Origin of the sequence: Streptomyces antibioticus (assembly GCF_002019855.1) — a bacterium.
GTDB classification, from domain to species: domain Bacteria; phylum Actinomycetota; class Actinomycetes; order Streptomycetales; family Streptomycetaceae; genus Streptomyces; species Streptomyces antibioticus_B.
The window spans coordinates 2,557,475-2,577,912 of sequence record NZ_CM007717.1; the positions used below are offsets into that span (position 1 = coordinate 2,557,475).

Consider the following 20,438-nt stretch of genomic DNA (forward strand, 5'->3'; position numbering starts at 1 on the left):
CGGGCGGGGGCCTTTGTGCTGCGCACGGCGCCCGGCGCCCATGAGCGGCGTGTAAGTCTCGTCTCACCTGCGTAAAAGCCCCGTTGTGCGCCCCTCCCGGAAGCGCTCGCGGCCGTATTGTCTTAACGTCAAAACGCCCCCGGGGCCGGGCGGCCCCTCCTTAAGGAGCACTCATGACCGCGCCCGTCGTCCACTCGCTGCGCGAACAGATCCGCGAGCACATCGTGGAGGGGATCGTCAGCGGGCGCTGGAAGCCGGGCGAGCGGATCGTGGAGCGGCGGATCGCCACCGAGCTGGAGGTCAGCCAGACGCCGGTGCGGGAGGCGCTGCGCGAGCTGGAGTCGCTGCGGCTGATCGAGTCCGCGCCGAACAAGGGCGTCCGGGTGCGCAACCTCACCGCGGCCGACCTGGAGGAGAGCTACCCGGTGCGGGCCGGTCTGGAGGCGATCGCGGCGGAGCTGGCGGCGCAGCGGCTGGCGGAGGACTGCTCGGCGCTGGAGCCGCATGTCGCCGCGCTCTACGAGGCCGACCGGCACGCCGACGGCACCGCCCAGGTGCGGCACACGGTGGGCTTCCACCGGGAGCTGGTACGGGCGGCCGGGAACTCCGTGCTGCTGCACACCTGGGAGGGGCTCGGCATCGAGGTGTTCACGGCGCTGTCCATCCGCTGGCTGGGGACCGTCCAGCAGTCCTACGCGGAGGAGCACGAGGAGCTGGTCCAGGCGTTCCGGCGGCGCGACCCGAGGATCGCGGAACTGGTGAAGGCCCACGTCCTGGGGTGCGCGCCGCGCGCCTGAGCGGTCCCCGCGCCGTCACCCCGATGCCCTGCACTCCGCCAGCATGCGCAGCCGGCCGCGCACCCGGGCGAGGTTCTCCGGGTCGAGGTCGGCGAGGATCGTGGCGTCCCGGCCCGCCGGGGCCCGGGACAGGGTGCCGCCGTCGGGGCCGTACACCGCGCTCGTGCCGTCGCAGGGGCGGTCCGCGGGGCCTCCGACCGGGTTGGCGAACACGGTGTGGACGGTGTTCTCCAGAGCGCGGGCCCTGAGGTAGACGGCGGCCCGGTGCTCGGTCCCGGTGGCGAACGCGGCCGGGTACAGCAGGGCGTGGGCGCCCGCGAGGGCGGCGGCGCGGGCGTGTTCGGGGAAGGACATGTCGTAGCAGACGCCCAGTCCGAGCCGCCAGCCGTCGACGGTCAGGGCCGCGTCCCGGGTGCCGGGGGAGAACAGGGCCGCCTCCTCGTCGTGCCACAGGTGCTGTTTGTCGTAGGGGACGGTGACGGTGCCGCCGGGGTGCACCGCCAGCAGCGAGTTGGTGAGCCGGCCGTCGGGATGGCGTACGGCGGCGCCGACGACCACGGTGATCCGGTGCTGTACGGCGATGTCGGCGAGCGGGGTCAGCCGGTGGTCGGTGACGTGCCGTGCGCGGTCGGCTCGCACCGCCGCGTCGTCCGCGTCACCCCTGTGCCGGGCGAGGCCGGGCAGGTCGTAGGCGGACAGGTGGAGTTCGGGGAGGACGACCAGACGGGCTCCCCGGTGCGCGGCCTCGGCGGCTCCGGCGGCCGCGGCGCGCGCGTTGTCGGCGGTCCTGAGCGGCCGGGCCGCGCTCTGTACGGCCGCGACGCGCAGAGGGGTGTCCGGGAGGGGGCCGTCCGCCGGGGGCGTGCTCATCGGCCGGTTCCGGAGATGCGCGTGCGTCCGGGCTGCGCGCCCGCCCGCTCGACGAGGACCCGGTGGCCGGGCAGCCGGTGTCGCTCGATGCCGGCGGGCAGGGGGATGTCCACCAGGAGGTCGTCGTACCGGGTGGAGGGGTGGGAGCCGAGCGGGGTGGGGGTGCCGTCGGTGTCCAGCAGGGTCACCCGCCACTCCCCCGGCCCGTCTGCGGCCGGACCGGTGGCGGCCACGCGCAGCACGTCACCGTCCCCGTGGCGGAGTTCGGCGGCCGCCACGATCTCGGTGCGCCGGACGGGTTCGCCCAGCGTGTGCATCGCCCCGTGCTTGACCAGGGGCCGGGGCGGACGCTCCGGGAGGTGCGCGGCGACCACCTCGCCGATGAACAGGGTGTGGACGGGCAGGGGGACGGCCTGGCGCAGCCGGCACTCGACGGCCAGGACTCCGCCGGTGACCCAGGGGGTGGCGGTCGCCTCCGGGGCGCCGAGGCGGACGAGGTCGCTGCCGGTCTTGTCGACGTCCGTGACGGAGAAGCTGCCGGCGAAGTCGGCGAGTGCGGCCTGCTCCTCGGCGCACAGGGTGACCGAGAACTCGCCCGCGGACTCCAGGAACCGGCGGCTGGCGGCGCGCGGGCCGAGGACCACGGCCGCGCAGAGGGGCCGCTTGTTGACGAAGTAGGACCACTCGGCCGCCATGACGTCGGTACCGCCGTCGTGCCGGACGCAGACCAGGCCCACGGTGCTGGTCAGCTTCTTCCACAGGTCGCCGGGCAGGTCACGGGTCATCCGTCTGCCCCTGTCGGGGAGGGCGGCCGGGGCGGGGTGCTCAGGGCCAGGCGGAAGCCGACCGGGTAGAGCGGGCCGGGGAAGGGGCCGTGGCGGCGGCGGGTGCGGGTGAGGTCGCCGTGGCGGCAGAAGCTGCCGCCGCGGGCGATCCGGTACTCGCCCATGCTCTGCACGAGGTGGTCGGGGACGTACGGTCCGCCGGGGTAGGGGCGGTAGGAGTCGGCGACGTACTCCTCCACGTTGCCGCCCATGTCGAGGGCGCCGAACGGGGAGCGGCCGGCGGGGAAGGCGCCCACCGGGGTGGTGGTGTGGAGGCCGGTCTCGCGGGTGTTGGCGGCGTCCGGGTCGAAGGTGTCGCCCCAGGGGTGGGTGAGCCCGTCGGGGCCCTTGGCCGCGTACTCCCATTCGGCCTCGGTCGGCAGCCGCCAGGGCAGCCCGGTGCGTACGGCGAGCCAGGCGGCGTAGGCGTCGGCGTCGGCGGCCCTGACCCCGGCGACGGGATGGTTGGCGCGGTCGTAGGGGTAGGCGCCCAGGTACCAGGTGGTGGGGCGGACGGGGTGCCCGGTGGCGTGGAGGAAGGTCTGGTACTCGGCGTTGGTGACCGGGTGGACGGTGATCCGGTAGTCGGCCAGCTCCGTGCGGTGGACGGGGGTCTCCTTCTCGATCCACTCGCGCTCCACGCCCACGTGCGCCCACCGCTCGACGACCGAGGGGACGTCCTCCTCGGGCAGTCCGATCTCGACGGTGCCGCCCGGTACGGCGCACACGGCGGGGACGGCCGTGATGCGGGGGTCCCCGAGCAGGGCCAGGACGCCGCCCGCCGCGAGCCGGTCGGGCAGGGCGGCCGAGCCGTCCTCGACCAGCGCCGCCAGTTCCCGCGGGCCGGCCCCGGCGAGCCGGGCGGCGGCCTCGGGCGCGGGCCTGAACCGCCGCGGGTCGGCGGGCTCGGCGTGCTCCTGGAAGTGCGGGGAGCCTGCGACGTCCTCCAGCCTCATGCGGGTACCTCCGTGTCAGGGCGGTGGGCGGGGAGGTGGTGGCCGTCACGGGCCTTCGCCTCCAGGTAGGCGGTGTTCTCGGGCGTCCGGTGCACCCCGGTGGGCAGGGTCTCGGTGACGTCGATGCCATGGGCGCGCAACTGCCCTACCTTGTCGGGGTTGTTGGTGAGCAGCCGGACGCGGTGCAGACCGAGCGTGCGCAGCATGACGGCGGCGGTCAGGTAGTCGCGTTCGTCGGCGCCGCGGCCGAGGAGCCGGTTGGCCTCGAAGGTGTCGGTGCCGGGGTCGCGGCGCTGGAGGAGGTAGGCGTCGAGTTTGTTGTAGAGGCCGATGCCCCGGCCCTCCTGGCGCAGATAGAGCAGGACGCCGCCGTGCCGGGCCAACAGGGCGAGGGACTCGTCGAGTTGAGGGCCGCAGTCGCAGTGTGCGGAGCCGAGCACGTCGCCCGTCAGACACTCGCTGTGCAGACGTGCCAGGGGTGTCCGCCGCGGGTCGCGCGCGGGCACCAGGCAGGCGAGGTGCTCGCCGTCGTCGGGCAGGCCGCGGAAGGTGACCAGTTCGGCGGTCCGCCCCCGGGCTCGGTGCAGGACGACGGGTACGCGGGCCCGCACCGTCGCCGGTCCTGCGGCCGTCCGGGCGGTCAACCGGCCACCGCCCAGAGGCTTTTCCCCGCCCAGAGGCTCTTTCTGGCCCGGAGGGCGAGCGTGTCGAGGTCGAAGCGGCGCAGGACGCGCACCTCGTCCTCGGCGTCCAGGCCCACGATCAGGATCTGCCCGTCCCAGCCGGCGACCGCGGCCCGTCGTGCGTCGAGGCGGCACATGCAGGACACCCCCTGCCGGAACTCGTCGACCCGGCGGCCCGAGCCGAGGCCGGTGTCGTCGTCCCAGTCGATCCGCCACCGGTACAGGCCGAAGTCGTACGACCCGGCGAGCACCACCGGACGGTCCGGATCGCCCAGCAGGGTCACGCACTTGACCGACTCGTCGGGGCCGAGCAGGGTCCGGCGGTGGAGCGGTTCCCAGGTGTCCTGCTCGGGGGAGCGCTCCAGGAGTCCGACCTTGACGGTGTGGTCGCGGGACGCGGTCGCCACGACCCGGCCGCCCAGGGTGGCGACCGCGTTGACCAGGTTGCCGTGTTCCCACAGCGTGGTCCGGTGGCGCAGTCCCCCGACCGCCGTGGTGCGGTCGGTGGCGGCGGAGGCGAAGCCGTCGCCGAACGGCTCCAGCGACTTGACCGCGCCGTCGTGGGGCCCGCCCCGGCCCGTCTCGGCCAGCGAGGCCGGGTCCAGGCCGGTCAGCGCGCCGTCGTAGGCGCCGGCGACCAGGAGTCCCGCGGTCCGGCACAGGGCGGTCACGGGGGTGTCCGACCGGTCGGTGACGGCGGTCAGTTCGCCGTCGGCGTTGCAGCGGTGCACCTGTCCGGCGTAGGTCCCCGCGTAGAACGCCTGCCCGTCCGCGGCGAGCGACAGCACCGGGCTGTCGGAGACGGGCAGCAGCCGCACCGGCGGCGGGGCGCCGAGGACGGCGCCGTCGGGGCCGTCCGTGTCGTTCAGGTCCGGGTCGAAGGCGACGACCGTGCCCGAGTCGCAGCCGACGAGGAGTTCGCCGTCGAGCACGGTCATCGCGTTCGGACCGTGGTTCGGCGCCGACGGCTCGGCCAGGGCCGTCCCCGTCGCGAGGTCCAGCAGGTGCGGGCCGTTCCAGAAGCCGCCCACCGCGACCAGCCCCCGCGCGACGGCGGCCGACCGCGGCCACATACGGGCGTCGTGCACCCGGTGCAGCCGTCGTCCTTCGGCGTCGAACACGTGCAGGGCCCCGTCGTAGGCGCCGACGACGAACGAGGTGTCGTCCTCGGCCCAGGCGACCGAGCGGGCGGCCGTCCGTGCGACGGTGACCGTCCGGCGCACGGCGAGTCCGGGGGTGAGGAGTTCGACCACACCGTCGTCGCGGGTGACCGCCAGTGTCGTGCCGGAGTGCGACCACGCGCAGCCCTCGACGGAGGCGGCGCGGTGGCGTACGACGGTGCTGCCGGGGCGGTCGGGGTCGCAGACGGCGATCATGCCGTCCTCGCCGACGGTGGCGACCAGGCCGTCGCGGCTGACCGACACCCGCATGCAGTGCGCCGCGTGGGACCCCACCTCGCCGGCGAAGGCGCCGGTGCGGGTGTCCCACAGGGTGGCCCGGCCGTCCTCGGAGACACAGATCAGGCGGCGGCCGTCGGGCATCCAGTCGACCGCGTTGACGTCGTCGGTGTGCCGGGCCAGGACGGTGAGCGGGGCGAGCCGACCGGTGTCCGGACACTCGGGTATCCGCCAGACGGCGACCGTCTTGTCCGCCGAGGCGGTGGCCAGCAGATCGGTGTGGACGGGGTTCCAGCGGGCGGCGTTGACCAGGCGGCGGTGGTGCAGCCGGGTGAGCTGCCGCGGCCGCGCGGGCGTGGTCACGTCCCACAGCAGCACGGTCCCGTCGTACGAGCAGGTCGCGAGCCGTGTGCCGTCCGGCCGGAAGGCCACGTCGGTGACGGGTGCGGCGTGCCCGGTCGGTCCGGGCCGCAGATCGATGGTGCGCAAGGGTCGGTCCTCTCCCTCGGTTCGGGGGGTGTTGCGGGGCAGGGGCTCAGCTCACCGCGCCGGCCGACGCGGGCCGGGGTGCCCCGGGGGCGTCGGGGTGGTCGTGGTGGCGCAGCGTGTAGTGGGCGGGGCGGCGCGGCAGCCAGTGGTCGCGGAGCTTGGTGAAGACCCGGCGGCCGGGGCCCTCGCCCAGGCGGTACAGGGACAGCAGGCCGGTACGGCAGCCGACCAGCAGGTGCGGGGCGTCGTCCGCGTCCCGGATCACGGCGAGCGCCTTGGGGTAGTCGGCCAGGTCCTCCAGCAGGCCGACGAACTTCGCGGTGCCGTGCTCGTAGGCGGCCAGTTGCATGCCGTACGAGGAGGCGCAGACCAGCCCGTCGGCGACGACGGCGTTCTCGACGGTGTTGGACAGCAGCCGCGACCAGCGGGCCGCCACGCCCACGCCGATCTCGATCTCCTTGAGCCCGCCGTCCCCGACGACGTAGAGCCGGTCGTCCTGGGTCCAGGCGCGCTTGGGGTATTCGCCCTGGTCGAAGCGCCAGCGCGGGCTTCCGTCCCCGGCGTCCAGGACGGCGATGACGCCGTTCCTGGTGATCAGGACCCGGTCGCCGTCCGGCAGATACGCGGTCGCCCAGACGGGCAGGCCGCCGTCCACCTGGAGGTCGGCGAGCCGCCGGCCGTCCGCGGTGTCGAGTTCGACGGCGCCGCCGTTGGTCGCCACCAGGGCCCGGCCGCCGTCCGGGGAGACCGCGACGGTGTGCGGCAGGTCCGGCAGCCGGTGGTGCCAGCGCACGGTCCCGTCGCGGTCGGCGCGGAACACCGTCCGGTCGCGGGTGACGCCGACCCAGCCCGACGCGACCGGCGCCACCCGCCGGGTGAACCCCCACTCGGTCGGATGCTCGGCCTCCACCCGGAGCATGGGTCCGGTCGCGGAGTCCTCCACCCGGGCGACGGCGACCCCGGAGTCGGTGGCGCAGTACAGCGTGCGCGGGTCCTCCCGGGACGGCTGGACGTCCCACACCGCCTGCCGCCGGTGCCCGCGTTCACGGACGAAGGCGCCCGCGGCGTCCAGTTCGAGGAGCGTGCCGTCCTGGCACAGGACGTACACCTCGCCGCCGGGGCCGACGGTCAGATCGCTGAGCTGGTGCGGAAAGCCGGTCACGGTGCGCTCGACGCGCAGGGCGCGCCGGGTGTTGTCGAAGAGGTGCAGTTCGCCGTCGAACCCGCCGGCGTAGGCCCGGCCGAAGTCGGGCGAGAAGGCGACGAACTCGACGTCGTCACGGGCGAACAGCAGCTCGCCCTCCTTCTCCCCCGACATGCCGACCACCACGACCCCGTTGGCGATGTCGGCGTTGTCGCCCTCGCCGAAGTCCTGGGTGGCCCAGAACCGGTCGTGCCGAGCGTCGTAGCGCACCCGGTGGATGTTGCCGTCGTCCAGCTTGACCAGCTCGGGGAAGACGCCGTCCGTGAAGGAGCCGAACCGCAGGTTGCCGTGCTTGTCCGAGACGGCGTGCCGGGTGGGGTGCTCGGTGCAGGCCCACTCGAGGGGGCTGTCGCCGGTGATGTTCGGCCGGATCTCCAGCACCTCGAAGGTGTGCAGGTCCAGCACCAGCATCTGGCGGTGGTAGCCGCCGGTGACGAAGACCCTGCCGTCCCAGACGCCGATGCCGCGGGAACTGCACGGTGAGGGCTCCTCGCGCGGCAGCAGCCCGGCCCGGTCGCAGGCCGTCGCCGGGTCCAGCCGGTCGACCAGGTCCAGGGTGTCGAGCGACCAGCGGAACACCGCGCCCATACGGTCCTTGCCGATCACCCACCCCTCGGCGGCGGCCAGCCCGTACAGCGGCCGGCCCTGCCGGACGAAGGGCGACGACGCCACGGTCCGCAGCTCCTCGTCGAGCAGATGGACGCGGCCGTAGGTGTCCGACGCGAGAAGTCCCGCGCCTTCCACGTACAGGATCCTGACAAAACGGTCCGGCGGGTTCACGACGATGTCTCCCGGCCTTTCGGGGCGAGTGCGGGGCGGACGGCGGGGCGCGTGCGGGGCGGATGGCGGCGTGCGTGCGGTGAACGGGCTTGTGCGGCCTACTTGTTCGGGTCGACGCCTTCGCGGACCGGGCCGCCGTCGTCGTCATCGCCGTCGTCATCGTCGTCATCGCTGTCGTCGTCGCTGTCGTCGTCATCGTCGTCGTCGATGTCGCCGCCTCCGCCCGCGCCCGTGCCGGATCCCGGGGCTCCGGCGCAGTCGTCGGAGGACTCGGAGGACAGGGCGGCGGCGCTGCGGAGGATCTGTCCGGTGGTGGCGTCGAGCGTGACCCGGACCGGGCCCTTGCCCTGGTCGATGGTCACCCGCCAGACGGTGCGCCCGTTCTCCTGGGCGAGCGCCACCTCGGTGACCCGGCCGTCGCCCAGGTTGCGGATGATCGCGTCCGTGGCCTCGGCGACGGTGCCCACCGCGAGCCCCGCGCCCTCGGCACCTGTCTGCGCCCGGGTTCCGATCCCCGCCGACCTGTCGGTGCGGACCTGTACGGACGGGTGCGGCGCGGACGCCGAGTCCTGCGCCACCTCACCGCCCATGGCGATCCCGGCACCGCCCACCATGATGCCGCTCACCACGATGGCCGCGAGTGCGTTCCTCTTCCGCATGGCCGACTCCTTCGCGTCGATTGCTGTGACGCCAGTGAGTATTGGGCGGTGCGGAGGGCAATTCCGGGCGTGGACCGCAACGTTGGCGGCCCGCTCGCCGAACCTTGTCGCTCTTAACCTTGCGCTGGCCAAGCCCTGTACGGCCGGGGGCCGTTCAGAACGCCGACACCCTCGCCCTGCGGGCCGCGGACCGTGCGCCGCGCTGCGGTGCCGGGTGCCGTTCCTCGACGGTCCGCAGCCGGACGACGGCGTCCAGGCCGCCGCCGGGCGCGGCGTGGAGCACCACGTCACCGCCGCCGGCCCGGGTGAGCTGCTGGACGATGGGCAGGCCGAGTCCCGTGCCGTCGTGGTAGGAGTCGGCGGCCCGCCAGAAACGGTCGAAGGCGCGGGCGCGCTCGGACTCGGTCATCCCGGGCCCCTGGTCGATCACATGCAGTTCGGCCCCGCCCGTCCGCGCGTCCCCTGCGGGTCTCTTGGCGAGCGTGATGGTGGTTCCCGGGGGCGACACCCGCAGCGCGTTGGAGAGCAGGTTGTCCACGACCTGCTCCAGGGCGCCGGGGATCGCCCACACCCGGCCGGCCCGCTCCCCGGTCACCGCGATGTCGACGGAGTGCTCGGCGGCGAACGCGGCCCAGGTCAGCGCCCGGTCGGCGACGACGGCGTCCAGGTCGGCGGGCTCCGGCGTGCTCCCGGAGTTCTCCAGCCGGGCCAGCGCGAGCAGCCCCTGCACCATACGGCCGAGCCGCTCCACCTCTCCGACCGCCTCGTCCAGGCTGTCGTGGGCGCGCGGGTCGAGGTAGGGCTCGAAGTTCTCCAGCCGCAGCCGCAACGCGGTCAGCGGGGTCTTGAGCTGGTGGGAGGCCTCGGAGGCGAACGCCCGCTGGGCCTGGAGCAGATGCTGCAGCCGCCGTGCGGTCCGGGTGAACGTGGAGGCGAGGCGGCGCAGTTCGGGCGGCCCCTGGGTGATGGTGGGCGGGTCCTTGAGGCTGCCGTCGGCGAGTTCGGCGGTGGCGCGTTCCAGGGCCCGTACGGGACGGGTGACCCAGTGGGCCAGCGCCAGGGCGATCGCCGCCACGGCCACCAGCACGCCCAGGCCGATCAGGGCCAGGGCCAGCCAGGTGCGCTGGATCCGGGAGGTCACCGGGGCGACGGGATAGGAGACGCGCACCGCGCAGCGGACGTCGGCCCCGGACGAGCACGGCACGGTGACGGTGTAGGTGTCGCCGCTCCCGGCGAGGTCCTCGCGGGTCGTGGAGAGGGTGCGGTCGCGCAGCGCGGCGGCGATACCGGGCTCGGCGGACAGGTCCGTGCCGGGGGCGAGGGTGTCGCGGGAGTCGGTGAGGAGCCTGCCGTCGGCGTCCACGACGACGGCGTGGCTGCCGGACCGGTGGACGAAGTCGGTCACCAGCGCGGGGACGTCGGCCGCCTCCTGCCGTTCGACCCGTTGTTCGAGGATCCCCGCCAGGATCTCGGCCGAGTGGCGGCCGTCGCCGGTGAAGCGGGAGATCTCGCCGCGCGCGAAGTAGTAGCCGAGCGGCACTTCCAGACCGAGCAGGAGCAGGAGGGTGAGGCTGAGATAGCTGAGCAGGAGACGGCGGGTCACCGAGCGTCCTGTTCGGGCCCCGGCCACCCGGGGACGGCCGCGGGCGCGCCGGCGGGCGGCCGGAGCCGGAATCCCACGCCGCGGATGGTGTCGATCCAGGCGGAGTCGCCGAGCTTGCGGCGCAGCGCGGCGATGTGCACGTCGAGCGTCTTGGTCGGGCCGAAGTAGTTCGGCTGCCACACGATGTCCAGGATGTGCTGCCGGGTGCAGACGGCTCCGGGGTCGCCCGCCAGACAGGCCAGCAGGTCGTACTCCTTCGGCGACAGCGCGATCGGGGTGCCGTCCAGATGGACCTGGTGGGTGCGGCGGTCGATCGTCAGCGGGCCGATCCGCTGGACGAAGGCGGCCGCGTCGGGCGAGGACGGCCAGGACGAGGGCGGCCGGGCCTGGGTCTGGGACAGCGGCGGCGCGGGCGGCCCCGCGGACCCGGGGAACGCGGCGTACTCGCCCCGGCCGGGGTGGCCAGCGGCGGCCCGGCCCGGGTGGCCGAACTGCGTACGGCGGCTGACGGCCCGGATCCTGGCGATGAGCTCCCGGACGCCGAACGGCTTGGACACATAGTCGTCGGCGCCGATCTCCAGGCCGAGGACGCGGTCGACCTCGTCGCTCCTCGCGGTGATCATGATGATGGGCACCTGGGAGCGGGACCGCAGCGCCCGGCACACCTCGATGCCGTCCATGTCGGGCAGCCCCAGGTCCAGCAGGACCGTGTCGGGCTCCCCCGCGGCCAGTCCCTCCGCCCCGGAGCGGGCACGGTCGACGGTGAATCCGAAGCGGCTCAGCCCCTCGGTCAGCGGACCGGCGACCCGGTCGTCGTCCTCGATCAGCAAGACACGCATATCGGCAGACTCACAAGTCCTGGGAGGTGACGGTGGAGTGGCGGTGCGGCGCGCGCGGGACCGGGTGTCCCGCCGTCGAGTACGCACGGAACGGGTCCGGCGTTCAGGCCCGACAAGGGTTGGCCGTTCCTTAACGATCCGCTGTCACAACGCTGTTCTTCCCCTACCGGCGGTCTCCTAGGGTGGTGCCCCAGCCGTCCCGGCGGACCGCCGGACGGCCGTCTTCCCCGACCGAGAGAACCCGACCGAGAGAAAGGGCACCGTGTCCAGCACTCCCGATCCACGCCAGGGGAACCGGACCACCCGGACCATGGCGGGCGAACCCTTCGACACCGCGCCGCCCGGGCCCCCCGCCCCCGCCGAGCGGCCCGACGCGCCCCGCACCGGGCTGTGGGAGCAGTTGGGCGACCGCCGGGCCACCGCCGTCACCGCCGCGGCCGCGGGGCTTCTCCTGCTCGGCGTCCTGCTGGTGATGTCGATGATCACCGACGGCATCACGTTCAGCTCCGACCGGACCGGGCCCGCGGGCGAGACCTCGGCCGTCGAGACCCCGGCGCCCCGGACCCCGGACCCCGAGCAGCCGACCGCCCCCGCACCTCCTCCCCCGGTGGCCGAGACCCCCGCACCCACACCGCCTCCGACCGCCCCGAGCCCGGCCGCGACCGCCTCGCAGGACGACGACGATGACGACGAGGACGCGGACGACGACGCGTACGAGCCCGACGACGACGATGACGACGAGCCGGACGACGACTCCGACGACGATGACGATGACGATGACGACGACCGCTAACCGCCCGGTCACCCCCTGAGCGCGCCCCCGCTCACCTGCGAAAACACCCCTCCTGACGCGGCACGCCGTGCCTCCCGCCGGGACACCCTGTGCCTACTTTCCCGGAATCGAGAGGTTTTCCCCTTCAACCCTTTGATCGATCATCGATCAGGGGGTTACAGTCGCCGACGGGCTCCCACCACAGAGCCCCTGCCCTGTCCTGCCAAAGACCAAGGGCACCCCCGAACCCTTACCGATGAGGGAACCCCCTTCGACTGAGGAAGGCGGCGACATGACCGACCCCCACGCCATCCAGCCGAGCGAGCTCGACCAGCTCCCGGACCGCGACCCCGAGGAGACCGCCGAATGGCAGGCCTCACTGGACGCGGTCGCCAAGGCGGCCGGCCCGCACCGTGCCGCGTACCTGATGCGCCGCACGCTGGAGCGCGCGGAGGGCAACGGCGTCGCGCTGCCCAAGCTGCTCGAGACCGACTACGTCAACACCATCCCGACCGCCGCCGAGCCGTCCGCGCCCGGTGACGAGGAGATGGAGCGGAAGATCACCGCGTGGAACCGTTGGAACGCGGCCGCGATGGTCACCCGGGGCGCCAAACACGGCGTCGGCGGCCACATCGCCACCTTCGCCTCGGCGGCCTGGCTCTACGAGACCGGCTTCAACCACTTCTTCAAGGGCAAGGAGGCCGACGGCTCGGGCGACCAGCTCTACATCCAGGGCCACGCCTCCCCCGGCATCTACGCCCGCGCCTTCCTCGACGGCCGGCTGAACGAGACCCACCTCGACAACTTCCGGCAGGAGTCCGGCGGCAACGGCCTCCCGTCCTACCCGCACCCGCGGCGGCTGCCCTGGCTGTGGGAGTTCCCGACGGTGTCGATGGGTCTCGGCCCGCTGTCGGCGATCTACCAGGCACGCTTCAACCGCTATCTGACCAACCGCGGCATCAAGGACGTCTCCGCGTCCCACGTCTGGGCCTTCCTCGGCGACGGCGAGATGGACGAGCCCGAGTCGACGGCGGCGCTCGCACTGGCCTCCCGCGAGGGTCTGGACAACCTGACCTTCGTCATCAACTGCAACCTCCAGCGCCTCGACGGCCCGGTCCGCGCGAACTTCAAGATCGTGCAGGAGCTGGAGGCCCAGTTCCGCGGCGCCGGCTGGAACGTCGTCAAGACGCTGTGGGGCACCGCCTGGGACGAGCTGTTCCGGCTCGACACCACGGGCGCGCTGGTCCGCCGGCTGCGCGAGGTGCCGGACGCCCAGGTGCAGACGTACCAGACGCGCGACGCCGCCTACATCCGCCAGGACTTCTTCGGCAAGGACCCGGCGCTCGTCGAGATGGCGAAGCTGCTGAGCGACGACAAGATCCTGGAGTGTTTCCACCTCTCCCGCGGTGGCCACGAGGCACGCAAGGTGTACGCCGCGTACCGGGCCGCGCTGGAGTTCAAGGGCGCGCCGACCGTGATCCTGGCCCAGACGGTCAAGGGCCACACCCTCGGTGCGGGCTTCGCCTCGAAGAACGCCAACCACCAGATGAAGAAGCTCTCGGTGGACGAGTTCAAGGCGATGCGCGACCTGCTGGAGCTGCCGATCGCGGACAGCGCGTTCGCCGACGGCCAGGTCCCCTACGGCCACCCCGGCGCCGGCTCCCCCGAGGTCCGCTACCTCCAGGAGCGCCGCGCGGCGCTCGGCGGTCCGGCCCCGGCCCGCCGCGTCCACCCGGTGGGCCCGCTGCCGGCCCCCGCCGAGAAGGCGTTCGCCTCCTTCGACAAGGGCTCCGGCTCGCAGAACGTGGCCACCACCATGGCCTTCGTCCGTCTGATCAAGGACCTGGTCCGCGACAAGGAGACGGGCCGGCGCTGGGTGCCGATCGTCCCCGACGAGGCGCGCACCTTCGGCATGGAGTCGCTCTTCCCGTCGCTCGGGATCTACTCCCCCAAGGGCCAGACGTACGAGCCGGTCGACCGTGACCAGCTCATGTACTACAAGGAGGCCAAGAACGGCCAGATCCTCAACGAGGGGATCACCGAGGCCGGTTCGATGGCCGACTTCATCGCCGCTTCGACGTCGTACGCGACGCACGGCGAGGCGATGATCCCGTTCTACATCTTCTACTCGATGTTCGGCTGGCAGCGCACGGCCGACCAGATGTGGCAGCTCGGCGACCAGCTCGGCCGCGGCTTCCTGGTCGGTGCCACGGCGGGCCGTACGACGCTGACGGGCGAGGGCCTCCAGCACGCCGACGGGCACTCCCCGGTGATCGCCGCCACCAACCCGGCCGCCCTCAGCTACGACCCGGCGTTCGCCTACGAGGTCGCCGCGATCGTCAAGGACGGTCTGCGCCGGATGTACGGCGAGGCCGCCCCGGGCGAGGACCCGGACGTCTTCTACTACCTGACCGTCTACAACGAGCCGCTGCCGCAGCCCGCCAAGCCGGGCGGCCAGGGTGTCGACGAGGGCATCGTCAAGGGTCTGTACCGCTTCAACACGGCGGAGTCGGCGGGGCTCAGCCCGGCCGCCAACGCCCCGCGCATCCAGCTCCTCGGCTCCGGTACGGCGATCCACTGGGCGCTCCAGGCGCAGAAGCTGCTCGCCGAGGAGTGGGGCGTGGCCGCCGACGTGTGGTCCGCGACCTCCTGGACGGAGCTGCGGCGCGACGCGCTGGAGGCCGACGCGGCCCTGCTGCGCGGTGAGGAGCGGGTGCCGTTCGTCCGTCAGGCGCTGAACGGCGCCGAGGGCCCGGTCCTCGCGGTGTCCGACTACATGCGCCAGGTCCCGGACCAGATCGCGCAGTGGGTCGAGCAGGACTGGTCCTCGCTGGGCGCGGACGGCTTCGGCCTCTCCGACACGCGGGCGGCGGCCCGCCGGCACTTCGGTGTCGACGCGGAGTCGATCGTCGTCGCGGCGCTGGCGCAGCTCGCCCGGCGCGGTGAGGTCAAGGCGACCGCGGTGAAGGAGGCCCGGGAGCGCTACGGCCTGTAAGGCGCTGCGGAGGTCGAAGGGGCACGGCGTCGCGCCGTGCCCCTTCGCTGTCGGCGGGTCCCGGCATCATGGGGCGCATGCGCGCTGCCCGCCTCATCAAGATGGTGCTGCTCCTCCAGTCCCGGCCGGCCATGACCGCGGCCGAGCTCGCCCAGGAACTGGAGGTGTCCGAGCGGACCGTGACCCGGGACGCCCAGGCCCTGTCGGAGGCCGGGGTGCCGGTCTACGCGGAGCGCGGGCGCACCGGTGGATACCGGCTGGTCGGCGGGTACCGGACCCGGCTGACCGGGCTGGCCCGGGGCGAGGCCGAGGCGCTGTTCCTGAGCGGGGTGCCGGGGGCGCTCAGGGAGATGGGTCTGGAGGACGTGGCGTCGGCGGCCCGGCTGAAGGTGTCGGCCGCGCTGCTGCCGGCGTTGCGGGACGCGCCGCGGGCGGCGGCGCAGCGGTTCCATCTGGACGCGCCGGCCTGGTTCCGGGAGCCGGAGGTGCCCCGGCTGCTGGCGGTGGTGGCGGACGCGGTGTGGGACGACCGGTGTGTGAGCGTCCGGTACGCGCGCGGGGACGAGGAGGTGGCGCGGGAGCTGGAGCCGTACGGGCTCGTGCTGAAGGCGGGGGTCTGGTACCTGTGCGCGCGGGTGGCCGACGCGGGGGTCTTCCGGACGTACCGGATCGACCGGTTCGTCGCCGTGAAGGTTCTGAAGGATCGTTTCAGCAGAGACGAGTCCTTCGATCTGCCCGGCTTCTGGGACGCGCAGGCGGAACGGTTCGCCCGGTCGATCCTGCGGGCCGAGGTCGTGGTGCGGCTCTCGGCGGCGGGGGTGCGCGCGCTGCCGCACGCCGTGGATCCGGTGGCCGCGCGCGACGCCCTGGCGCGGGCCGGGGAGCCGGACGCGCGCGGGTGGGTGACGCTCACCCTGGGCGTGGAGTCGGAGGACGTGGCGCACACCCAGCTCACCGCGCTCGGCGCCGAGGCGGAGGTGGTCTCCCCCGCCTCGCTGCGGGCCCGGTTCGCACGGGACGCGGCCCGGCTCGCGGAGCTGTACGGCACGTGACGGACGCGCGTGACAATCCCCGGCACTCCGGGTGCGCGGCACCCCTCCAGGCACGATGCTGGACGCGTGATGGACGAGACGGAGTTCTGGGAGCTGGTGGACGCCGCCCGCGAGGGCGCCGAGGGCGACCCGGAGGACCAGGCCGACCTGCTCGTGGACCGGCTGGCCCGGCTCGATCCCGAGTCCGTGCTCGACTTCGCCCGGCACTTCGAGGCCCGTTACGGCCGTGCCTACACCTGGGACCTGTGGGGGGCCGCCTGGGTGCTGCTCGACGGCGCCAGCGACGACGCCTTCGACTTCTTCCGCTGCTGGCTGATCGGGCAGGGCCGGGACGTCTTCGAGGGCGCGGTGCACGATCCGGACGCGCTCGCCGATCTGCTGGGCGAGTTCGACGAGGAGCTGGACGGCGACGGCGAGGACCTCGGCTACGCGGCCGACGAGGCGTACGAGCAGCTCACCGGCACCGTCGCCCCCGATCTGGGCATCCCGCCCGCCCCGGCCGAACCCGAGGGCACCCCGGTCGACTTCGAGAACGAGCGGGCGCTCGCCGAGCGGTATCCCCGGCTGTGGAGCCGCTTCAAGGACTGACGCGGCTCCCGCACGTGCGAGGGCCCGCCCGCCTCAGGGTGCGGTCACCGGGCGGCCCTGGAGGCGGGCGGCGGTCTGCCGGATCTCCGGGAGGCGGGCCGAGAGCGCGGCGCCGGGGCAGCTCGTCATGTAGCCGTCCTGGTGCCCGGCGAGGGCGGGCAGGGTGGCGGTGACTCCGGACCGGTAGCGGCTGAGGCTGTTGCTGGACGTCAGCCGGACGTCGGTGCGCGGGTCCACGTCGGCCATGCCGAGCTTCCAGGCGGCGACCGCCGCTATGGCGTCCACCATCGCCTGCGGGACGGGCACCCCGGCGGTGAAGGTGCCCAGCGCGGCGATCCCGGCCGTGCGGTGGTTGAAGCCCTGGGTGTGGGCGCCGGTGACGGGCCGGTCGACCCCGCCCGCGCGGCCCTCGTAGACGGTGCCGCACTTGTCGACCAGGAAGTTGTAGCCGATGTCGTCCCAGTCCCGGGCGCCGGTCTGGCCGGCGTACAGGTAGCGGATGATGCGCGGGGCGTCGGCGCAGTCGTAGCCGTTGGGCGAGTCGGTGTGGTGCACGAAGACGGCGACGACCTTGTCGTCGTAGCGCGGCGGGGGCTGGCTGCGGCGGCTGGCGTCGTCCAGCCACACCGTGCGGGGCACGATCCGCGGCTTGGCGGCGGTGTGGGCGGCCGCGGCGGGGCGGGCGGCGTCCTGGGCCACGGCGCGCGCGGCGAGGCCGGCGGTGGCGACGCGGTCGACGCCGCTCGCGCACAGGCCCAGGGCGGTGACGGCGGCGAGGCCCGGCAGACAGGCCAGCAGCACCAGGAGCGGGCCCGGTATCCGGGGCGGGCGCCGCCTTCGGGTTCCCCCTGATCGGCGGTGGACCGGTCGCTTGACACACATGGACCCACTGTCGGCCGGATCCGTTCCGTCCGCGATGTGTGCTGTGCCACCTGGTGGAACCATCGTCCCGGTCCACGGCGTTTCCCGGGATGTACGTGTCCCGCGTGCTGATCACCGGGCCCGTCCCCCACGTATGAGGGGGCCCATAGAAAGGCGGCTCCGTGGACCTGCTCGACATCCTGCTGGTGCTGGCGATCCTGGCCTACGCCGGCTCGGGCTACCGGCGCGGACTGGTGGCCGGCTGTGTCTCGCTGGCCGGCTTCGTGGGCGGGGCGGCGGTGGGTGTGTGGGTGCTGCCCTGGCTGATGGACCTGGTGACCCCGGGGACGACGGCGGCGACGGTGACGGCGGTGTTCACGGTCCTGGTCCCGGCGGTGGTGGGGCACGAGCTGGCGGGCCGGCTGGCGCTGCGGCTGCGGCGCGAGCTGGACCGGGGGCCGCTTCGCGTCGCCGACGGCATAGGCGGGGCCGCGGCGAACGCGCTGGCGGTGCTGATCGTGGCGTGGGTGGCGGCGAGCGTGCTGGCCGCGTCCTCGTCGCCGCTGGTGACCTCGGCGATCCGGGACTCCCGGCTGCTCGGCGCCGTGCAGGACGCGATGCCGGACACCACCCCGGCCTGGTTCTCGGACGCCACCTCGGCGCTCACCCAGGCGGGTTTCCCGCAGGTCTTCAACCCGTTCGAGAACGAGTCGACGGCCGAGGTCGCCAAGCCCACCGGCGACAGCGTCACCGCGCGCGCGACGAACGCGGCCAAGCTGAGCACCGTCAAGATCGAGGGCGTCGCGGGCGACCAGGGCCGCGAGGGCAGCGGGTTCGTGTACGCGCGTGAGCATGTGATGACCAACGCGCACGTGGTGGCCGGCATCGACGACCCGACGGTGAAGGTCGGCGGGGTCGGACAGCCGTACGACGCGCGGGTGGTGCTGTTCGACCCGGACAAGGACGTGGCCGTGCTGTACGTGCCGAAGCTGGAGGCGCCGCTGCTGCGCTTCGACGACGACGCGAAACGCGGCGCGGAGGCGGTGGTGGCGGGCTATCCGCAGGACGGCGACCTCGACCTCCAGGCGGCGACCGTCGCGAACCGGGTGAAGGCGACCGGCCGGAACATCTACAACGACGAGATCGTCACCCGCGAGATCTACTCGATCCGCTCCACGGTCCGCCCCGGCAACTCCGGCGGACCCCTGCTGACCACCGACGGCAAGGTGTACGGCGTGGTGTTCGCCCGCTCCACCTCGGACGACGAGACGGGGTACGTGCTGACGGCCGCCGAGGTCGCCGCCGACGCGAAGCGGGCGGCGACGGCGACGAGGCCGGTGGACACCGGCCGCCTCACCAGCTCCTGAGCGTCACACCGCCCGCCCCATCAGCACGTCGTCCACGTACTCCCCGGCCAGCAGGAACTCCCCCGGCAGGACGCCCTCCACGGCGAACCCCTCGGATTCGTACAGCCGGCGGGCCGGGGCGTTGTGGCCGAGGACGCGCAGCGTGAGCCGGCGGGCGCCGCGCCGCCGGGTCTCCTCGACGGCCGCGCGGACCAGCGCCCGCCCGACGCCCCGGCCGCGCGCCTCGTCGGCGACGGCGAGGCCCTGGATCTGGCGGACGTGCGCGTTGCAGTCGAGCGGGGTGGACCGCCCGAGCCGCACATACCCCACGACCCGCCCGCCGCTCTCGGCGACCAGGTACTCCTCGGGCGGATGCCGCGCGTCGAAGAAGTCGGCGTAGGGCGGCTGCGGCTCCGGTGTGACGGCGTGCAGGGGCGACCAGGTGACCCGGTCGATGAGAGCGAGCACATCACCGTCGGCGAGGACAGCGGGACGAACACGAGGTGCGCTGGGTGCACTGGGTGCACTGGATCCGGACATGCGCGCCACCCTAGAACGCGCGTACGGGATCCCTACCGGGATTTTCGGCGGCGAAGCTTGGTCAGGCGTCCAGCCGGGTCTTCGCGCGCCTTTCGGTGGGGCGTGGGCAGGATGGGTTCATGGCTCAGGAGCGTAGGCGGATCGTGGTGGCCGGGGCGTCCGGTCTGATCGGGGGTGCTCTGGTGCGGTCGCTGGCCGCCGACGGGCACGAGGTGGTGCGGCTGGTGCGGCATGCGCCGCGGGGCGAGCGGGAGGTGCGGTGGGACCCCGAGCGGGGGCGCGTGGACGCGGCGGGGCTCGACGGGTGCGACGCGCTGGTCAATCTGGCGGGGGCCGGCGTCGGGGACCGGCGCTGGACGGACGCCTACAAGCGGCGCATCCACGACAGCCGGGTGCACGCCACGGCGGGCCTCGCGAAGGCCGTCGCCGCGCTCGACGAGCCGCCGCGGGTGTGGGTGAACGGCAGCGCGATGGGCTTCTACGGCGAGACCGGCGACCGGGTCGTGGACGAGGACGCGCCCGCCGGGAGCGGGTTCCTGCCGGAGCTGTGCGTGGAGTGGGAGGCGGCCGCGGATCCGGCCCGGGACGCCGGGGTGCGCACGGTGTTCACCCGGACCGGGCTGGTGGTGGCGCGCGACGGCGGCGCGTGGGGGCGGCTGTTCCCGCTCTTCCGCGCCGGGCTCGGCGGACGGCTGGGCGACGGCCGCCAGTACTGGTCGTACATCGCGCTGCACGACGAGGTGGCCGCGATCCGGCATCTGCTGGACCGTGACGATCTGTCGGGCCCCTTCAACCTGACCGCGCCCGAGCCGCTGACGAACCGTGAGATCACCGAGGCGATGGGCCGGGTGCTGCACCGGCCGACCGTGTTCGCGGTGCCGGCCCCGGTGCTGCGCGCGGCGCTGGGCGAGATGGCCGGGGACGTGCTGGGCAGCGCGCGGGTGGTGCCGAGGCGGCTCCTGGAGTCGGGGTTCGTCTTCGCGTTCCCGGGGATCGAGGACGCGATCCGGGCGGCGTGAACGGACCCGGGCGGCCGTACGACCGGGTGCGACCGCAATCGGCCATGTGCGACCGTCGTGCGACCGTGCCCTGTCCATGCGCGACTGTCCCCGACCGGTCCCGGCCCTAACCTCGACCCGAACTCGGGTATCCCACACGCCAGTTGGGGGCATGACGTCTCCAC

Annotated in this window: 18 protein-coding genes; 7 read left to right on the forward strand and 11 right to left on the reverse strand. The window is 73.8% G+C overall.

What is annotated here, in order from left to right:
• Positions 1 to 173 precede the first annotated feature (173 nt).
• Positions 174 to 797 (forward strand): GntR family transcriptional regulator, encoded by a 624-nt coding sequence (locus tag AFM16_RS11405; RefSeq protein ID WP_030794498.1) that lies wholly within the window; start codon positions 174 to 176, stop codon positions 795 to 797.
• 15 nt (positions 798 to 812) lie between these two features.
• On the opposite strand, the gene AFM16_RS11410 is transcribed toward AFM16_RS11405, so the two are convergent.
• From AFM16_RS11410 to AFM16_RS11450, 9 genes are all read right to left on the reverse strand, one after another.
• Positions 813 to 1,667, reverse strand: coding sequence for a carbon-nitrogen hydrolase family protein (locus tag AFM16_RS11410; RefSeq protein ID WP_078633219.1), 855 nt, complete (start codon positions 1,665 to 1,667; stop codon positions 813 to 815).
• Positions 1,664 to 2,452 carry a flavin reductase family protein gene (locus AFM16_RS11415; protein ID WP_078633220.1) on the reverse strand — a complete coding sequence of 263 codons (789 nt, stop codon included), beginning with the start codon at positions 2,450 to 2,452 and terminating at the stop codon, positions 1,664 to 1,666. Before AFM16_RS11415 ends, AFM16_RS11410 begins: the two co-directional genes overlap by 4 nt.
• On the reverse strand, positions 2,449 to 3,447 hold the full coding sequence (locus tag AFM16_RS11420) for a formylglycine-generating enzyme family protein (RefSeq protein ID WP_078633221.1): 999 nt from the start codon (positions 3,445 to 3,447) through the stop codon (positions 2,449 to 2,451). Before AFM16_RS11420 ends, AFM16_RS11415 begins: the two co-directional genes overlap by 4 nt.
• Positions 3,444 to 4,091: a GTP cyclohydrolase II RibA gene (ribA, locus tag AFM16_RS39940; protein ID WP_078633222.1), complete on the reverse strand. Its 648-nt coding sequence runs from the start codon at positions 4,089 to 4,091 to the stop codon at positions 3,444 to 3,446. The genes AFM16_RS11420 and ribA overlap by 4 nt, the downstream gene beginning before the upstream one ends.
• Complete coding sequence (locus AFM16_RS39945; protein WP_078633223.1) at positions 4,088 to 6,016, reverse strand: WD40 repeat domain-containing protein; 1,929 nt, start codon at positions 6,014 to 6,016, stop codon at positions 4,088 to 4,090. The genes ribA and AFM16_RS39945 overlap by 4 nt, the downstream gene beginning before the upstream one ends.
• 46 nt (positions 6,017 to 6,062) lie before the next feature.
• Positions 6,063 to 8,000, reverse strand: a complete 1,938-nt coding sequence (locus AFM16_RS11435; protein WP_078633224.1) for a WD40 repeat domain-containing protein — start codon at positions 7,998 to 8,000, stop codon at positions 6,063 to 6,065.
• A gap of 98 nt (positions 8,001 to 8,098) precedes the next feature.
• The gene (locus tag AFM16_RS11440) at positions 8,099 to 8,659 is read right to left on the reverse strand and encodes a PepSY domain-containing protein (RefSeq protein WP_078633225.1); all 561 of its coding nucleotides are present in this window, start codon (positions 8,657 to 8,659) and stop codon (positions 8,099 to 8,101) included.
• Between the two features lie 154 nt (positions 8,660 to 8,813).
• Positions 8,814 to 10,262: a sensor histidine kinase gene (locus AFM16_RS11445; protein ID WP_078633226.1), complete on the reverse strand. Its 1,449-nt coding sequence runs from the start codon at positions 10,260 to 10,262 to the stop codon at positions 8,814 to 8,816.
• Positions 10,259 to 11,101: a response regulator transcription factor gene (locus AFM16_RS11450; RefSeq protein ID WP_078633227.1), complete on the reverse strand. Its 843-nt coding sequence runs from the start codon at positions 11,099 to 11,101 to the stop codon at positions 10,259 to 10,261. Before AFM16_RS11450 ends, AFM16_RS11445 begins: the two co-directional genes overlap by 4 nt.
• Before the next feature lie 310 nt (positions 11,102 to 11,411).
• Here AFM16_RS11450 and AFM16_RS39340 point away from each other — a divergent pair, with 310 nt between their 5' ends.
• The 4 genes from AFM16_RS39340 (at position 11,412) to AFM16_RS11470 (ending at position 16,508) form a co-directional block, all read left to right on the forward strand.
• Entirely contained in the window at positions 11,412 to 11,894 is a 483-nt protein-coding gene (locus AFM16_RS39340; RefSeq protein ID WP_078633228.1) for a hypothetical protein, read from the forward strand.
• A 271-nt stretch (positions 11,895 to 12,165) separates the two neighbouring features.
• On the forward strand, positions 12,166 to 14,868 hold the full coding sequence (aceE, locus tag AFM16_RS11460; protein ID WP_078633229.1) for a pyruvate dehydrogenase (acetyl-transferring), homodimeric type: 2,703 nt from the start codon (positions 12,166 to 12,168) through the stop codon (positions 14,866 to 14,868).
• Positions 14,869 to 14,945: 77 nt separating this feature from the next.
• Positions 14,946 to 15,920 (forward strand): helix-turn-helix transcriptional regulator, encoded by a 975-nt coding sequence (locus AFM16_RS11465; RefSeq protein ID WP_078633230.1) that lies wholly within the window; start codon positions 14,946 to 14,948, stop codon positions 15,918 to 15,920.
• Positions 15,921 to 15,989: 69 nt separating this feature from the next.
• Entirely contained in the window at positions 15,990 to 16,508 is a 519-nt protein-coding gene (locus AFM16_RS11470) for a DUF4240 domain-containing protein (protein WP_030794461.1), read from the forward strand.
• Positions 16,509 to 16,541: 33 nt separating this feature from the next.
• Here AFM16_RS11470 and AFM16_RS11475 read toward each other — a convergent pair whose 3' ends face one another.
• A complete protein-coding gene (locus AFM16_RS11475; RefSeq protein WP_370628032.1) occupies positions 16,542 to 17,390 on the reverse strand; it encodes a peptidoglycan recognition protein family protein in 849 nt (282 codons plus the stop codon).
• Between the two features lie 161 nt (positions 17,391 to 17,551).
• Between AFM16_RS11475 and AFM16_RS11480 the strand changes: the two genes are divergently transcribed.
• Positions 17,552 to 18,736, forward strand: a complete 1,185-nt coding sequence (locus AFM16_RS11480) for a MarP family serine protease (RefSeq protein ID WP_030794454.1) — start codon at positions 17,552 to 17,554, stop codon at positions 18,734 to 18,736.
• A 3-nt stretch (positions 18,737 to 18,739) separates the two neighbouring features.
• Here AFM16_RS11480 and AFM16_RS11485 read toward each other — a convergent pair whose 3' ends face one another.
• A complete protein-coding gene (locus tag AFM16_RS11485; protein ID WP_078633232.1) occupies positions 18,740 to 19,255 on the reverse strand; it encodes a GNAT family N-acetyltransferase in 516 nt (171 codons plus the stop codon).
• A gap of 119 nt (positions 19,256 to 19,374) precedes the next feature.
• Here AFM16_RS11485 and AFM16_RS11490 point away from each other — a divergent pair, with 119 nt between their 5' ends.
• Complete coding sequence (locus AFM16_RS11490) at positions 19,375 to 20,274, forward strand: TIGR01777 family oxidoreductase (protein WP_078633233.1); 900 nt, start codon at positions 19,375 to 19,377, stop codon at positions 20,272 to 20,274.
• Positions 20,275 to 20,438 lie beyond the last annotated feature (164 nt).

What these genes read in the sequence shown, in the direction of transcription:
- aceE (WP_078633229.1), top strand. Translation starts at nt 12,166, where the DNA reads ATGACCGACCCCCACGCCATCCAGCCGAGCGAGCTCGACCAGCTCCCG.
- AFM16_RS11465 (WP_078633230.1), top strand. Translation starts at nt 14,946, where the DNA reads ATGCGCGCTGCCCGCCTCATCAAGATGGTGCTGCTCCTCCAGTCCCGG.
- AFM16_RS11485 (WP_078633232.1), bottom strand. Translation starts at nt 19,255, where the DNA reads ATGTCCGGATCCAGTGCACCCAGTGCACCCAGCGCACCTCGTGTTCGT.
- AFM16_RS39340 (WP_078633228.1), top strand. Translation starts at nt 11,412, where the DNA reads ATGGCGGGCGAACCCTTCGACACCGCGCCGCCCGGGCCCCCCGCCCCC.
- AFM16_RS11440 (WP_078633225.1), bottom strand. Translation starts at nt 8,659, where the DNA reads ATGCGGAAGAGGAACGCACTCGCGGCCATCGTGGTGAGCGGCATCATG.
- AFM16_RS11475 (WP_370628032.1), bottom strand. Translation starts at nt 17,390, where the DNA reads ATGTGTGTCAAGCGACCGGTCCACCGCCGATCAGGGGGAACCCGAAGG.
- AFM16_RS11415 (WP_078633220.1), bottom strand. Translation starts at nt 2,452, where the DNA reads ATGACCCGTGACCTGCCCGGCGACCTGTGGAAGAAGCTGACCAGCACC.
- AFM16_RS11470 (WP_030794461.1), top strand. Translation starts at nt 15,990, where the DNA reads ATGGACGAGACGGAGTTCTGGGAGCTGGTGGACGCCGCCCGCGAGGGC.
- AFM16_RS11450 (WP_078633227.1), bottom strand. Translation starts at nt 11,101, where the DNA reads ATGCGTGTCTTGCTGATCGAGGACGACGACCGGGTCGCCGGTCCGCTG.
- AFM16_RS11410 (WP_078633219.1), bottom strand. Translation starts at nt 1,667, where the DNA reads ATGAGCACGCCCCCGGCGGACGGCCCCCTCCCGGACACCCCTCTGCGC.
- AFM16_RS11420 (WP_078633221.1), bottom strand. Translation starts at nt 3,447, where the DNA reads ATGAGGCTGGAGGACGTCGCAGGCTCCCCGCACTTCCAGGAGCACGCC.
- AFM16_RS11405 (WP_030794498.1), top strand. Translation starts at nt 174, where the DNA reads ATGACCGCGCCCGTCGTCCACTCGCTGCGCGAACAGATCCGCGAGCAC.
- AFM16_RS11490 (WP_078633233.1), top strand. Translation starts at nt 19,375, where the DNA reads ATGGCTCAGGAGCGTAGGCGGATCGTGGTGGCCGGGGCGTCCGGTCTG.